This is a genomic window from Vagococcus salmoninarum (genome assembly GCF_003987495.1).
GTDB classification, from domain to species: domain Bacteria; phylum Bacillota; class Bacilli; order Lactobacillales; family Vagococcaceae; genus Vagococcus_D; species Vagococcus_D salmoninarum.
In genome coordinates, this window is sequence record NZ_NGJU01000001.1 from 121,943 (window position 1) to 136,853 (window position 14,911).

Genomic DNA, 14,911 nt, shown 5'->3' on the forward strand with positions numbered 1-14,911 from the left:
AAACTTTAATAAGTTTTACGGTTTTTTTATTATCCCTTATTTTAAATTGTACGTGCTACCTAAATAAAGAGAAAATGAACAAGAGCATATTTGAGTTATACTATATTTGTCTTAAGAATGATTATAATCTACTCAAAAATCTTAAGCTTCAAATTGATAGTCTTAACGGACAATACTTGTGAAAAGGAGGGAGTTACATGAAAAAAACAGTTAATATACTGATAGTTATTACACTGCTTTTTTATTATTTAATTGTGCCAGTGACCGCACTTGCTGAAAGTGAAATGAACAAACAGTTTGATTTAACGAACAGTATAAATGAAACAATGGAAAGTAGCCTGTCGGATAAAGAAATAACTGAAGATTTAACGGATAAAATAGTTACGACGAAACTCTTGCCAGAGTTACTTGTTTTTAAAGATAAGGAGAGCAAAGAGGCGGAAGTACTAGAATTTTATAACACTGAAAAAATTATCTTTAAAATAACACAAAAAGATTTATCTCACACGGAATTTATTTTACCTCAAGGATTTCAATTAGTGACTCATTCAAATCAAAAAAAATCAGAACAAATAACTTATGACGAAGAGAGTCGTAAAGTTTTGATTATTTGGGATGATGAACAAGAAGAAATTGAACTGGAAGCAAAAGAAGTCAATTATCAAGAAAAACTTGTAATTAATGGTTTTATTGATGATGAAAAAGTGGTGGAAAAAAAGGTAACTCTTCAAGGGATTAGCGACGAAAAAGAGAAGAACCAAGAAAATAGCACTATGAAAGAACCAAAGGCTGAACAAGAAACAGAGCTAGAATCTGAAAGTATTGAAGAAAGTAAAGCAGACTTAAAAGCTCAAGCAGCTGCTACGTTGGCCCCTTTTGCTCACAGTCTTAATATTGATGTTAGTTACACATCAAAGATGCCGTTAATTGATGCCGGCGTAAATAGTATTTTCCTTTTAGAGTTTAAAGTGACCGGTTCAGTTATTAAATATGAACAAGTTGATTTAGCGGTTAAGTTACCCACTGTTGGACACTTTAATCAAAATTTAGAAGAGTTAACTATTGCAGGAGTTACCCCTCGATATAATCAAGAAACGAATGAATTATTATATCATTTTGAGACACTAAAAACTGGTCAAACATACAAAACAGTTATTAAAATTCAAACCGATAATGGAACAACATTAAATGGAACAGTTCTTAAGAGTGATGTTGTTTTAAGTATTCCTGGTTTACCAGTCATAACTGAAACAGCCCAAACAGTCATTCAAGCAAGTACTCCTTTCGCCATGAGCAAAGTATACTTACAAACCTATGCTAATAGTGGGGGGAATAACCCCAAAACCACGCCACCTCTTCAAGGAGACTATAGTATTTGGAAAATTAAGGCAAATGTTGGGAAAAATACGACCGCCGCATTATTTTTACAAGAAGGAAGTAAAATTGTAATTAAAGATACTTTACCAGTTAATTTAAACTACATAAGTGCTAGTGACGGTGGCCAGTATAACAATGCAACAAGAACCATTACTTGGGAATTTACTGCACCGACGATTGCTGAGCAAAAAGGCTTAGAAAATAGTCTCTTTTCAAAAGAACTAACAGTAGAAACAAGATTTGCAACAAGTAATACAAAATATTACACATTGGAAAATAAAGTTTCCGGAACGGTTACTGACCTGGCAGATCGAGTCACCACTCAAAATGCCGCAGCCACGATTAACTTACTCCAAGGTGATGGTGAGGTTCCGCCAGTAACAGGGACTATTTATTTATCGCAGCACATCGGTCCTCTTGATGGCAAAGGAAATTTAGCGCCAGTGGACGGTAATATTAATCCTGTGCCAACAGTTTACGATACCGATACTTTGAAATTTGGTACAAATTTTTATTATGCTCCACATAATAGTGACGTTTATCAGTATTCACAAGGCCGATGGGTTGGGCCAATTACTAATTATAATCCTAGTCAAATGGCTGATCAAGGGGTGAAAAAAGCTGATATCGTTTATAAAATTGATGATAAAATTCGCTTAGAAAATTTTTCAACAGCCGTACCAAGAGATAATGCCTATACGACGATGAGCAAAGATTTAGTACGTTTACCAGAAGCAACGTACTCATTAAAAATTAGAGGTCAAAGTAACTTTTTACCGGCAGTACCCATTGACTTTAATCTAGCAAAAAATAGAAAAGTCAGCTACACTCGTGAGGAATTAAAGTTAAGTCCTGACCAAGATGTAAGTGAAATAAAAATAACTTATCTTAATGCTGCTCCACGAACAACCTCACATAATATTATTGAAGCAAATTTTTCAATTAAAAAAGGTGCTCGTGGTCAAGTTTCTAACAGCGTTAGTCACGAAATTACGTCAAAAGGTGGCACCATGTATCGTATAATTCCACCTAATAATACAGCTTCACTAGGGGATCGCCAAGCAATGATAGCCAATCCACCTGTTGGCACATTACCGATTGGTGTAACATCAGTTTCGCTAGTCAATCAAGAAAATGGCATTGTAACGCCTGGACAAAACCGTTTAAAAGTTGTGATGAAGAATGATAACTCTTCCCAAAAGCGCTTAACAGGACCACTAACTTCTTATGTACTGTTACCGGAAGGGATGACTTTAGCTAATAATCCTGAAGCCGATTATCAAGATAGTCAAGGAATTAGTCGTCAGTTTGGTTCTTATGAGAAAATTTCTGATAGTTATCTAGGAACAGGTCAACAATTAATTAAAGTTCACTGGACAGTTGCTGATTTAGTAGCAGATCAAGGAGTCTTAGCTTTCTTAAATGTTGATATCGCCGAGTCGGCACCTTTACCATTGACAATGGGAGTGTATAGCTATAGTCAAGACACTAAATTAAGTGTCCCAAGCAACGCCAATCCCGGTTTAAGAGATACGATCTTAGATAGTAATAGGGACCTAATGGGATCAGGCTATGGAGCTGAACACGATCGCGTCCGGTCAGGGAATCGCTATACAATGATAAACCAAGCGAATATCCAAACTGAGAAGTTAGTTAAAGGTCAATTAGATGATGATTTTAGTTTGTTTGGCAAGACATTACCAGGCGGACGAATCGATTATCAATTGAAATTAACTAATACGAGCAATATAAAAATTACCACATTAACATTGATAGATGTCTTACCCTCAGTAGGTGATTTAGGAATTACCGATAATGTTATGCGAGAAAGTAAATTTACCCCGCTTTTAATAGGACCAATCACATTACCAAATCAATGGGCAGATCAAGTGGAAGTGTTTTATAGTACAGCCACAAATCCTAAAAGGGATGATTTAACTGCTAACGTTGTTTATCCAGAAGGTACTGAACGATTAACTAACCCTGTTGGGGCGCAAGAACCAAATTGGCAAAAAGCTGATAGTGTTACCAATTGGGAGAAAATTCATAGTTATAAAGTTCAGTTGAAAAAAGATGCCACCTGGGTTTCAGGTGAAGATATCACGTTGAACTTCACTATGCGAGCACCATTGGAATCAGAATTAACGGATCTTACTATCCTTAATCAAGAACTACCAAAGGAAAGTCGGGCTGCATGGAACTCATTTGCTATAGCAGTTAATGATTTACAAGCTGTTGAGCCTGCAAGAGTAGGGGTAGCGATAGAATTAGAGAAGCCTAGTATTCATAAGAATGTTGAAGAGTTACAACACTTAGACCTGAAGAATCGTAATCAATCATTTACGTGGAATATTGAAACAGCTTTTGGTAATAGTGCCTTACTATGGGAAACAGCTGAGATTAGTGATCAAATTAATGACTTGTTAGAGATTGAATCGATTGAAATTGTTGATGAAAAAGGACAGGATGTTTCTGGAAATGGTACGCTGACTAGTGCGGAGAATTTAGTTAACATAAAATTTACTAAAAAAGAAGGATCTTACAGTTACTTAGTTGGTGAAAAATATACTTTACGAATAAAAACTAAGATTAGACAAGAGGTGACAGCAGCTGAATTAGAACCATTTATTAAATCAGGTGGTATTCCGAACCAGGCTGACTTAATCTTTGGTCATTCTCCAGAAAAAATAGTCTCAGAAATACCAACTGTTACCCCACCGGAATTAGTACCTTTGCCAGAAACTGGTGGCATTGGAAGAGGGTTATATCTAGTAATAGGTTGTCTATTTGTAGCTGTTTCACTACTGTATTTCGGACCACGTTACCGAAAGGAGGTAGTTTAAGATGAAAAAAAGCATAAAGTATTTTGTGTTAAGTCTCTTGCTTTTTTTAGGCTTGACTGTCGGACAAATAAGCGAAGCCAGTGAAATCAATAGAGATGCGACGGTCCAAATAGAATTATATAAATTATTATTCGCTGAGGATGAACTTCCAGAAGAACTTGAAAATAATGGTCAAGGAAATCCTTTCGAAGCACCAAATAGCGGACTTTTGAAAAAATACCGAGGTTTAAATGGCGTGACTTACAATGCTTACGATGTCACTACTGATTTTTATGAATTATTAAAGAGTGGCAAGAGTACCGTTGAAGCTCAACAAGTTTTGTCAAAAAAAGACATGGAAAGTATGACTGCTGTTCAAACATCGGTTACTGAAACTGTAAGGGAACAGGACGGTGTGGCGGTTTTTCAATTGCCAACCTTTGATAGCAACAATCGCTATCAAGCTTATCTCTTTAAGGAAGTGAGCGGTAGTCCTTATTATCAAGCGCCATCAGCCCAGCTAGTCGTAATTTTACCGGTGTTTGGTAAAGATGGTAAGCAGCTTGAAATTATTAAATTGTTTCCGAAACAGTTAGGTCGTAAGTACACACCACCAACCTTAACGAAGGAGATTTCTCAACATCAAGCAAGTTATGGGGAAACGATTAATTATGAACTTGTTTCTAAAGTGCCTGGGGATGTTTGGACTTACGATACTTATGTGATTAAAGATCAGGCAGATGAACGTTTGAACTTACACCGAAACTCACTTAAAGTTTTATTTAATGGCAAAGAGTTACTCAGTGAGAGCAGAAAAATCAAATTTGATAGTAAAGGTTTTGAGATTCATTTTGATCCAATGTTACTTCAAAAATACGCTGGCGAAGAATTAACAATTAAGTATGACATGAACATTAAAGAGGGTGCTGAAGCAGATACAGCTTTCATAAATACAGCCTCACTAAAAACTGACAAAGACTTTATCGAGAGAGAACAGTGGGTTAAAACAGGTGGCTTTAGATTTATCAAGCAAGACCGTAAGGAGCCACTGAAGTTGCTTGAAGGTGCGACCTTTGTTATTAAAAATCAAAAAAATAACTACTTAAAACAAAACAATGGAAAATGGCAGTGGGAGACAGTTTCTGACAATATTGCCAAGAATTATTTAAAATATGATTTATTCACAGTCACTTCAGATAAAACAGGCGTTTTTCAGCTAACCGGCCTAGCCTATGGTAAGTATGAATTAGTTGAAGTGAAAGCTCCTGAAGGTTACATCTTAAGCGAGACGACTATTCCTTTTGAAATTGAGGAAGGAACTTGGAAAATTGAGGAAAAATTAGTTGGCCCTCTAGTAGTTGTGAATGAGCGAATTCCGAATAAAACGGAAGTTCCTCCTACTCCAACACCATTGTTGCCACCTAAAAAACCAGTACTTCCACAAACAGGAGAAGCAGCCAACCCTAGTTACTTAGTTGGGCTGATTATTATTTTTAGTGTTATTAGTTGGAGTGTTTTTGTTAAATATCAAAGCTTTAAAGAAAGAGGAGAATGATTATGAAGAAGACAATTTTTAGAAAAACAGTAGCGATCCTTACGACATTAATTTTAACTTTACCTGTTTTGTTAGGTTTAACCGGAATGATGGAAGTTAGTGCAGCGGAAACAACGCAAAAAGTGACGTTACATAAGCGTGCCTTACTAGAAACAGAAAAACCTGAAGGTGGAATTGTTAACGACGGAACAATCAAACCTGAGTTTCCAGGAAAACCATTACCTGGTGTTATATTTACTGCTTATGATGTGACTAGTTTGTACAACCAATATCGTTTAGCAAATGATAGTGTGGAAGCTGCTTTTAATAAATTAAAAACTGCTGACACTACTGGTCTAACTACTTACACTTATGATGCCACTAATGAAGCTGGTACAAGTTCATTTGATTTACCAGTTTCTTCCACTGTAAATGGTAAAATCATGAATGCCGTCTATGTTATTAAAGAAACAACAGCTCCAACGAGTGTTGTCAAGGCTGATAACATTGTGATTGCCTTACCTTTTTATCAAGAAGGAACAACAACAGCAATGACTGAAGTTAATTTATATCCGAAAAACTATCAAATTCAACAGACACTTGAATTTACAAAGTACGGAGCGGATAGCAATGGGGAAAATGAAGTTGTTTTAGAAGGTGCCAAATTTGTATTAAAAGATGGTAACAACAAATACTTAAAAGTCACACCTTTAGCTTCCGGTTTACCTGATTTTTCTGGTGTCACGGTAAAAGACGTTGATGTCCGTGAATTCACATCAACTGTTGACGGTAGCGTTGTTGCTGCTGATTTAGCTTTAGAAAATGGTACGTACACTTTTGAAGAAATTTCATCAGCAGATCCATATCACATGACTAATTTAGCTGGTAGTATCGTTACAGCAACTATTTTAGACGGAAAAATAACTTACAAATATTATGATGCTCAAGGAAAAGAATTAACTGCTGAAGAAGGGGCAACAGCTTATAACTATGATGTTCCCACACCAGTCAAAACTGTTGATGATGAAGATGCTGATCTTGATCAAGTCTTAAACTATACAGCCACACTTAAAATTCCAACAGATGCAGCCTCGTATACAACATTTGATTTAGTTGATATCCCAGATGAACGTTTAGCTTTATTATCAGAGTTAGGTACATTGAAAGCTACGATTGCTGGAACTGATATTGAATTAACAACTGTCCCAACTGCCGAAGGTGAAAATGGCTTCCGCTTTGCTTTTTATGGAAATCCGACAGACAAAGCGACTATTATTGCAAATATTGGGAAAACAATTACGATTGAATTTCAAATGACAATTAAAGAAGGGGCAGTCATCGATAGCCCAATTAGTAACGAATTAATTTTTGAAAACAATTTTAAAGATTCCAAAGATACAGCCAAAGTTCAAACACATGGTAAGAAGTTTGTTAAAGTCGACGCTTACAAAGATACTCCTCTAGCAGGGGCAGAGTTCTTAGTCCTTCGTCAAGGAACTGATACAACAGAATACCGGACATACGATAAAGACACAAAAGTCTATGGTTGGACAACTAATCGTGAAGCAGCCAATCGTCTTATCTTAGTATCTGGAGCAGAAGGACAATTTGAAGTCAGTGGTTTAGCAACAGGTGACTACCAGTTAGAAGAAATTAAAGCACCAAATGGCTATCAATTACCAGTGCAACCATTGTTTGATTTTACTGTAACTGAAACAAGTTATACTGATTCTGCTCAAATTTTATCAGTTCCAAATAGTGAAAATGGTATCTTACCATCAACTGGTGGTAAAGGAATTATTGCCTTTGTCGCTGTTGGTTTAAGTGCCTTACTAGTTGGTGGAATCTACTTTTATAAACGTCAACAATTTGCTTAACTAGTTTAAAAGTATCAATAGCTTTGACTAATAGTGGCTGGGAATTATTCCAGCCACTATTAGTGATTTAGTCAGTAAGGAGGTACTATGGCAACTAAAAGAACACGAAATAGTAAAAATAAAAAGATAAGTAGCAAGAAAGTTAAAAGTAGTAAAGGAAGAAAAATAGTTGATCTACTAATGGTCTTAGTATTAGTGTTAGGCTTTGCCACAGTCAGCTATCCATTTGTCAGCGATTCATTTAATCGCTATTTTGATCAAAGATTGATTGCTCACTATCAAAAAAAAGCGAATGCTGATAATCAAAAAGCCTTTCTGGCGAATAAAGAAAAAATGGCTAAAGAAAATGCTAAGTTAGCGAAAAGTGGTGGGAGTCCTGGGGGCGATCCATTTGCTGATGAAAAAACTCAGAAACCTATTAAGCAACAAAAAGACTATTACGAATCTCATACTATAGGGATAATTCATATCCCTAAAATCAATCAAAGCTTACCTATCTTCGATGGATCCAAAGCTATTTTTTTAGAAAAAGGTGCTGGTTTGTTAGAAGGAACCTCTTATCCAACGGGGGGCGAGAGTACTCATGCCACATTGACGGCCCATCGTGGACTGCCAGAAGCAAAGTTATTTACAGATTTGCCTAAACTAAAAAATGGCGATGAATTTTACATTGAAATCAATGGTGAAATGTTAGCTTATGAAGTTTTTACTCAAGAAGTAGTAGAGCCAACAGAAACGGACTCATTGCTAATTGAAGAAGGCAAAGATTTAGTAACCTTATTAACGTGTACACCATATATGGTAAATAGTCATCGATTATTAGTAACAGGAAAACGTATCCCTTACGTCCCAGCCAAAGCAACGAAACAGATTGCCAAAGTAAATTTTTGGAACAAGTATAGCTTATATTTATGGATTACCTTAGGTGTTGTTATTGTAGTAATCCTAGGCAAGTTAGTAAGCAAAAATATTTTGAAAAAGAAATAAGGAATTCTCATGGAAGAGATAAATGCTAAAAGGTGAGACATGGTAGGTGACTATCATGTCTTTTTCTTCCCTAATTTACCAAACCAAACCTTTAGAGTTTACAAATGTAATCACTCGTGATACACTATGTTTAGAAGTTAAGGAAGGAGGGAGCAGATGAAAACTCAGCAATTAACAATTTACACACGACCAACTTGTTTAGACTGCCAAGACTTAAAACTGTTTCTTAATGAAAACAACGTCGCCTATCTATTGAAGGAAGTTGCAACTGGAAGTCAAGAAGAGGAAGAGCTAATTGCCTTGACTGGTAATCGAATTGTTCCAACCTTACACTTTCAACCTAAAGGACTATTTAAGAAAGCACAACTATTTACTGGCTTTGCTGCAAATCGCCAAGCAATTATTAAGTTATTGACATTAGCTTAATTTTTTTTATTACATGAGACTACATTTGTAATCAAAGAAACTAGCTTTAAAAAGCCAGAAAAGATTAATAATGTTATGATTAATCAGGGAATTAAACTCAAGAAGAAATAAGTCTAAGACTTAGAGAATGACTATTAAAAATGTGAAAGAAATCAAGGAGCTGAAAAAGATGTTAAAAGAAACCTATAAAATTGAAGGTATGACTTGTGCCTCATGTGTTCAAGCCGTGGAAAGAACAGTTAGTAAGTTAAAAGGTGTCGAAACAGTTGCGGTAAATTTAGCTACAGAAAAAATGGCTGTCACTTATGAAGAAGGGGAAGTCACAGATTCTGAAATTCAAAATGCTGTTGCCGATGCTGGCTATCAAGCCATTAAAAACATGGCAACGCAAACCTTTGCCGTTGAAGGCATGACTTGTGCATCATGTGTTCAGTCAATCGAAAAAAGTGTCAGTAAATTACCTGGGGTCGATAAAGTTGTTGTTAACTTAGCTACGGAAAAAATGACTGTCAGTTATGATGAAGACAGTCAAAGCGTAGCTGGTATTAGCCAAGCTGTAGCGGATACTGGTTATCAAGCAACGGTTGAAATCGACGGTAGTAATAGTGGCAGTAAAGATGCTGATAAACGTGAAGCTCAAATTAAAAATCTTTGGACCCGTTTCTTATGGTCAGCTATTTTCACCTTACCCTTACTCTATATAGCGATGGGCCCAATGTTACCTTTCGGGGGCTTACCAATTCCAAGCTTTTTAGATCCAGTTGCTCACACAGCCCGTTTTGCTGTGACTCAATTAATCTTGACTCTACCTGTCGTTTATCTTGGTCGCTCATTTTACCAAATCGGTTTTAAAGCTTTATTTAAAGGCCACCCTAACATGGATTCTTTAATTGCTATTGGGACCTCAGCGGCGATTTTACAAGGAATTGTCATGACTGTTCTGTTAGTCATCGGTAAAGTCCAAATTCATCATGGTCACCCTGATTTGTATTTTGAATCAGCGGCAGTTATCTTAGCCTTAATTACTTTAGGGAAATACTTAGAAGCTGTCTCAAAAGGTAAAACGTCGGAAGCTATTAAAAAATTAATGGGCTTAGCCCCTAAAACCGCTCGAATTATTCGTGATGGTCAAGAAGTTGAAATAGCGATTGAAGAAGTTGTGACTGGTGACATTATTGTCGTTAAACCTGGGGATAAAATTCCAGTTGATGGGGTGATCGTCGAAGGAAGCTCCGCAGTTGATGAAGCGATGATTACTGGTGAAAGTATGCCAGTTGAGAAAAAAGTTGGCGACAATGTCGTCGGAGCGAGTATTAATAAAAATGGTTCCTTCCGTTTTAAAGCAACAAAGGTTGGTAAAGATACGACCCTTGCCCAAATCATTAAACTCGTAGAAGATGCTCAAGGCTCAAAGGCACCGATAGCTAAATTAGCCGATACTGTTTCTGGGGTTTTCGTGCCAATCGTCATGGCCTTAGCTGCTGTCTCTGGTTTAATGTGGTATTTCTTAGGCCAAGAATCATGGGTCTTTGCCTTATCCATTACGATTTCGGTCTTAGTTATTGCGTGTCCTTGTGCCTTAGGTTTAGCAACGCCGACAGCGATTATGGTTGGAACAGGTAAAGGGGCGGAGAACGGCGTCTTAATTAAAAGTGGTGATGCTTTAGAAGCGGCTCAAAAGATTCAAACAATCGTCTTTGATAAAACCGGAACTATTACTGAAGGGAAACCTGTTGTCACAGATATCGTTAATTACAATGGCTTTTCTGAAGAAGAGGTTTTAATTTTAGCCGCCTCTGCCGAAACGGGTTCAGAACATCCTTTAGGGGAAGCGATTATTGAAGGAGCAACGAATCGTAAGTTAGCTCTCAAACCAGCGACTGACTTCCAAGCGATTCCCGGTCACGGCATTCAAGTAGTCGTAGCTGAACAAAGAATTCTTTTAGGTAATCTTAAATTAATGAAAGAAAACAATATAACTCTTTTTGATAGTCAAGCCGTCTCGAATACGTTAGCATCAGATGGGAAAACCCCAATGTTTATTGCTGCCGATGACCGTTTAATTGGGATTATCGCTGTGGCAGATACAATTAAAGCTAACAGTATTGCGGCGATTAAAAAGCTTCATCAAATGGGGCTAGAAGTGGCCATGATTACTGGTGATAATAGTCGAACAGCCGCAGCAATTGCTAAACAAGTCGGCATCGACCGAGTCTTTAGTGAAGTCTTACCAGAAGACAAAGCTAATGAAGTTAAGAAATTGCAAAATGAAGGTTTATCAGTGGCAATGGTCGGCGATGGTATTAATGACGCCCCAGCATTAGCCCAAGCTAATGTGGGAATAGCCATTGGTTCCGGAACAGATGTGGCGATTGAGTCAGCGGATATTGTCTTAATGCGTAGCGACTTGATGGACGTGCCAACAGCGATTGAGTTAAGTCGAGCAACGATTAAGAACATTAAACAAAACTTGTTCTGGGCCTTTGCTTACAACGTGGTCGGGATTCCGATTGCCATGGGTCTCTTACATCTATTTGGTGGCCCACTCTTAAATCCAATGTTTGCTGGGGCAGCCATGAGTTTAAGTTCAGTCTCAGTTTTATTAAATGCCTTGCGCTTAAAAGGTTTTAAACCAGCCCAAGTTAAATAGCAAAAACATCCCCACAGTCTAAGAGCTGTGGGGATGTTTTTTTACTTTGATTATTTTTTTAGTTGTTCAATTACAGCAGGTAAGTCTTGGCCTTGAGTAATAGCTGAAATCACAGCTAAGCCAGGCACTTTTTGGCGATCGATTCCCTGACTATTACTTAAAGTTAAGCCGCCAATACCGACAACTGGTTTTCGTGCAAAGTCAGCTAAATCATGAAGTTGCTGAATGCCTAAAGGAGACTGGGCATCACTTTTAGAGCTAGTGGCAAAGACTGGGCCAATGCCGTAGTAGCTTAGCTCAGGTAGGCGATTAGCAGCGATGACTTCCCGTAAAGAATGACAAGAAAGGCCAATCAACATTTCCTTTGGTACTGTGGCGATCACTTCAGCAATGTTTAAGTCTCCTTGACCAACATGAATCCCATCAGCTTGAAGTGTCAGAGCTAAGTCCACATCATCATTAATGATGAAAGGCACAGCATGAGCGTGACAAATCCTTTGAAGTCGACGAGCCATGGCCTCAATCTCTTGAGGTTCTTGTAAACTCTTGGCGCCTTTTTCCCGGTACTGAAAGATCGTGATGCCAGCCTTGATTCCTTGAGTTAACAATGTTGGTAAATCTTGGTCATGGCCTAAATCTTGAGTGCCGGCAATAAAATAGACGTCTAAAGCTTTAGCTAATGGCTTAGTCATGAGCTTCGACCTTGCCGTATGCCCAATGGTTGACTGGTCCGTGACCATGACCGACAGTAATCGAGTGACTAATTGCTACTTGAATAAAAGCTTTAGCTGTTTTAATCGCTGCTAAAACGCTCTGGCCTTTGGCTAATTCAGCCGTGATAACTGCCGAAAACGTACAACCGGTTCCGTGAGTCCGTAGGGTGTCAATTCGGGGACCACTTAACCAGTGACTAGTCCCATCAGCCAGTAAAACAAAGTCGCTAGCCTCTGGTGTCTCTATGCGGTGCCCGCCTTTAATAACGATATTTTTCGCCCCTAAGGCTTGGAGCTGGTGAGCGGCGACTTCAATTTCAGTTGGTGTCTTTAAGACGGTACCTAAAATCAGCTCTGCTTCAGGTAAGTTTGGTGTAATCACTGTGGCAATTGGTATTAAATGACTAATTAGCGAGTCGACAGCAGCTTGGGCTAATAAAGTTGACCCGCCTTTGGCAACCATGACGGGATCAACAACTAAAGGACCGAAGTCGTGACTCTTTAAAAAGTTAGCAATTAATTGAATGACATCACCATTAGCTAACATACCTGTTTTGACCGCTTTCAAGGCGAAGTCTGTAGCTAAAGCTTCTAGTTGGGCAGTTATCATATCTAAAGGGACATTGTGAATATCTGTCACTCCTAAGGTATTTTGAGCAGTAATCGCCGTTAAAACCGAAGTCCCAAAGACTTGGCGTTCTTGAAAGCTTTTTAAATCTGCTTGAATACCAGCCCCGCCACCACTATCTGAGCCAGCAATCGTTAAAGCTTGAGGGTAATTAAGCATCAGCGTTCCTCCATTCACCACTAGCGAAGTTCTGGACAATGTCTTGATCAATCACCGTAAGTTGATCTAAAAGATTACGGCGGAAAGAACCTACTGCGCCTTGGCTAAAGGTTTTGACCCCAAGTTGACCTGCTAGACTATAAGTTGTGGCTGCAACAATTAAGGCTGCTAAAGCCTCATCGCTATCATGATGATTAACCACACCTAAGTAAGCGCCACAGACACATGAGAGTAAACAACCACTACCGGTCATACTCGTGAAGTAGCTTGTACCGTTATGGTTTAAGTAAGTTTTGTGACCGTTAGTAATAATATCTGTTTCCCCACTAATTAACACGAGACAGTTGTATTGGCGAGCCACAGTTTCAGCAATTAAACTAAGATCTGCTGAGCCAACGCCAGCGTCGACCCCTTTGGCTTCCCAAGGAATATTAGCAATACTAGCAAGCTCCCCAGCATTTCCCCGAATTAAGGTTGGTTGAATGTCAGCAAGTAATTGTTGACAAACTTTTTTACGATAAGCCGTGGCACCAGCCCCAACTGGATCAATTACAACAGGTTTACCGTTACTGTTAGCGGCTTTCCCAGCTAATAGCATGGCAGACAGTTGTTCGTCGTTGATTGTTCCCATATTTAAAACTAAGGCCGCATTAAAGGTTTGAATTTCTTCAACTTCAGCGACAGTATTCGACATAAAAGGGGAAGCCCCTAAGGCTAATAAACCGTTGGCACTGTCATTAGCGACAACTAAATTAGTAATATTGTGGACTAAAGGATTTACTTTTCGGACTTTTTCGATTAAGGCTAAATTCATCTTAGATTCCCCACTTCTCTTGTTGATAAGCCATTTCCCAAAACTGTAATTCTAAGCGACTACTGATGATAAAGGCTTCTTTCATTTCCGCTTTTTCAGCATCACTCGCTGTTGCTGCGAAATGATTTAACCAGTTAATTTGAATTTGGGTCAATTCTTTAAACTCAGGACTATTGTAAGTATCAATCCAACTTTGATAAATCGGGTGAGGGGAACCAACGTCAGCAAAACTTGCGCCTATTTCATCGTACAACCAGTAACAAGGTAACAGAGCAGCTAAGATTGTCCCTTGGCTACTCGTTTGCAAGTGGCGGTAAATATGACTCGTGTAGTGATAAGCAGTTGGCGCCACAGGCATGGCTTGGTATTCCTCAGTAGTAATTCCCATATCTTGGAAAAACTGGTTGCGAACACTCACTTCTGACTCTTCTAAACCAGTGGCATTAGCAATTTGAATGGCTTTAAATTCCGGGTCCGTAGCTTTCTCTGCTAATAAGACATGAGCGTTGCCAAACTGAATTAAGTAGTAACAATCTTGTAGCAAGTAGTACCTAAAAATTTCCTCTGGTAAGGTTCCGGCAACTAACTCTTGAATAAAAGGATGGTCCTTACTAGCCTGCCAAATTTCAACAGTTGCAGCGTGTAATTCTTCTGAAAACATCTGATCTTCCTCCATTATATTAGATTGTTACTAGCTGTGATTTAAACAAAAAAAGCCATCTCCTCTTAATTAGGACATGGCGTTAAAAGTTTAGTTTGAAAAAAGTTAGAGTCCCCCAGAATAACGAGAGTTTGCCCCTAAAATTTTGTCAACTTCCCTACGCAAGCACTAACTTACAGGTTCAAAGGGTCTGCGGTTTCGCATCTCAGTCTCTTTTGCAAGACACCCCTAGTAACAAAGTTATTGTAACATACTCTGGCTAA

At 38.2% G+C, this 14,911-nt stretch carries 10 protein-coding genes and 1 riboswitch; of the genes, 6 read left to right on the forward strand and 4 right to left on the reverse strand.

Annotated features, from left to right (window positions below):
• Positions 1-197 precede the first annotated feature (197 nt).
• The 6 genes from CBF35_RS00590 (at position 198) to CBF35_RS00615 (ending at position 11,673) form a co-directional block, all read left to right on the forward strand.
• A complete protein-coding gene (locus CBF35_RS00590) occupies positions 198-4,220 on the forward strand; it encodes an isopeptide-forming domain-containing fimbrial protein (RefSeq protein WP_126777945.1) in 4,023 nt (1,340 codons plus the stop codon).
• Position 4,221: 1 nt separating this feature from the next.
• Positions 4,222-5,754: a pilin N-terminal domain-containing protein gene (locus tag CBF35_RS00595; RefSeq protein ID WP_126777946.1), complete on the forward strand. Its 1,533-nt coding sequence runs from the start codon at positions 4,222-4,224 to the stop codon at positions 5,752-5,754.
• A gap of 2 nt (positions 5,755-5,756) precedes the next feature.
• Positions 5,757-7,610, forward strand: a complete 1,854-nt coding sequence (locus CBF35_RS00600) for a pilin N-terminal domain-containing protein (RefSeq protein ID WP_170174666.1) — start codon at positions 5,757-5,759, stop codon at positions 7,608-7,610.
• A 180-nt stretch (positions 7,611-7,790) separates the two neighbouring features.
• On the forward strand, positions 7,791-8,597 hold the full coding sequence (locus CBF35_RS00605) for a class C sortase (protein ID WP_280530448.1): 807 nt from the start codon (positions 7,791-7,793) through the stop codon (positions 8,595-8,597).
• Positions 8,598-8,753: 156 nt separating this feature from the next.
• On the forward strand, positions 8,754-9,023 hold the full coding sequence (locus tag CBF35_RS00610) for a glutaredoxin family protein (protein ID WP_126777949.1): 270 nt from the start codon (positions 8,754-8,756) through the stop codon (positions 9,021-9,023).
• A gap of 169 nt (positions 9,024-9,192) precedes the next feature.
• Positions 9,193-11,673 (forward strand): heavy metal translocating P-type ATPase, encoded by a 2,481-nt coding sequence (locus CBF35_RS00615; RefSeq protein ID WP_126777950.1) that lies wholly within the window; start codon positions 9,193-9,195, stop codon positions 11,671-11,673.
• 50 nt (positions 11,674-11,723) lie between these two features.
• On the opposite strand, the gene thiE is transcribed toward CBF35_RS00615, so the two are convergent.
• Genes thiE through tenA form a run of 4 tightly spaced genes read right to left on the reverse strand, consistent with a single transcriptional unit; the run spans position 11,724 to position 14,648 of the window.
• Positions 11,724-12,365: a thiamine phosphate synthase gene (gene thiE, locus CBF35_RS00620; protein WP_126777951.1), complete on the reverse strand. Its 642-nt coding sequence runs from the start codon at positions 12,363-12,365 to the stop codon at positions 11,724-11,726.
• Positions 12,358-13,173, reverse strand: a complete 816-nt coding sequence (gene thiD, locus CBF35_RS00625; protein ID WP_211345277.1) for a bifunctional hydroxymethylpyrimidine kinase/phosphomethylpyrimidine kinase — start codon at positions 13,171-13,173, stop codon at positions 12,358-12,360. Before thiD ends, thiE begins: the two co-directional genes overlap by 8 nt.
• Entirely contained in the window at positions 13,166-13,987 is an 822-nt protein-coding gene (thiM, locus tag CBF35_RS00630) for a hydroxyethylthiazole kinase (protein ID WP_126777952.1), read from the reverse strand. The genes thiD and thiM overlap by 8 nt, the downstream gene beginning before the upstream one ends.
• Position 13,988: 1 nt before the next feature.
• Positions 13,989-14,648, reverse strand: coding sequence for a thiaminase II (tenA, locus tag CBF35_RS00635; RefSeq protein WP_126777953.1), 660 nt, complete (start codon positions 14,646-14,648; stop codon positions 13,989-13,991).
• Between the two features lie 137 nt (positions 14,649-14,785).
• Positions 14,786-14,888, reverse strand: a riboswitch (TPP riboswitch).
• Positions 14,889-14,911 lie beyond the last annotated feature (23 nt).

What these genes read in the sequence shown, in the direction of transcription:
- thiD (WP_211345277.1), bottom strand. Translation starts at nt 13,173, where the DNA reads ATGCTTAATTACCCTCAAGCTTTAACGATTGCTGGCTCAGATAGTGGT.
- CBF35_RS00605 (WP_280530448.1), top strand. Translation starts at nt 7,791, where the DNA reads ATGGTCTTAGTATTAGTGTTAGGCTTTGCCACAGTCAGCTATCCATTT.
- CBF35_RS00615 (WP_126777950.1), top strand. Translation starts at nt 9,193, where the DNA reads ATGTTAAAAGAAACCTATAAAATTGAAGGTATGACTTGTGCCTCATGT.
- thiM (WP_126777952.1), bottom strand. Translation starts at nt 13,987, where the DNA reads ATGAATTTAGCCTTAATCGAAAAAGTCCGAAAAGTAAATCCTTTAGTC.
- CBF35_RS00610 (WP_126777949.1), top strand. Translation starts at nt 8,754, where the DNA reads ATGAAAACTCAGCAATTAACAATTTACACACGACCAACTTGTTTAGAC.
- CBF35_RS00590 (WP_126777945.1), top strand. Translation starts at nt 198, where the DNA reads ATGAAAAAAACAGTTAATATACTGATAGTTATTACACTGCTTTTTTAT.
- CBF35_RS00600 (WP_170174666.1), top strand. Translation starts at nt 5,757, where the DNA reads ATGAAGAAGACAATTTTTAGAAAAACAGTAGCGATCCTTACGACATTA.
- tenA (WP_126777953.1), bottom strand. Translation starts at nt 14,648, where the DNA reads ATGTTTTCAGAAGAATTACACGCTGCAACTGTTGAAATTTGGCAGGCT.
- thiE (WP_126777951.1), bottom strand. Translation starts at nt 12,365, where the DNA reads ATGACTAAGCCATTAGCTAAAGCTTTAGACGTCTATTTTATTGCCGGC.
- CBF35_RS00595 (WP_126777946.1), top strand. Translation starts at nt 4,222, where the DNA reads ATGAAAAAAAGCATAAAGTATTTTGTGTTAAGTCTCTTGCTTTTTTTA.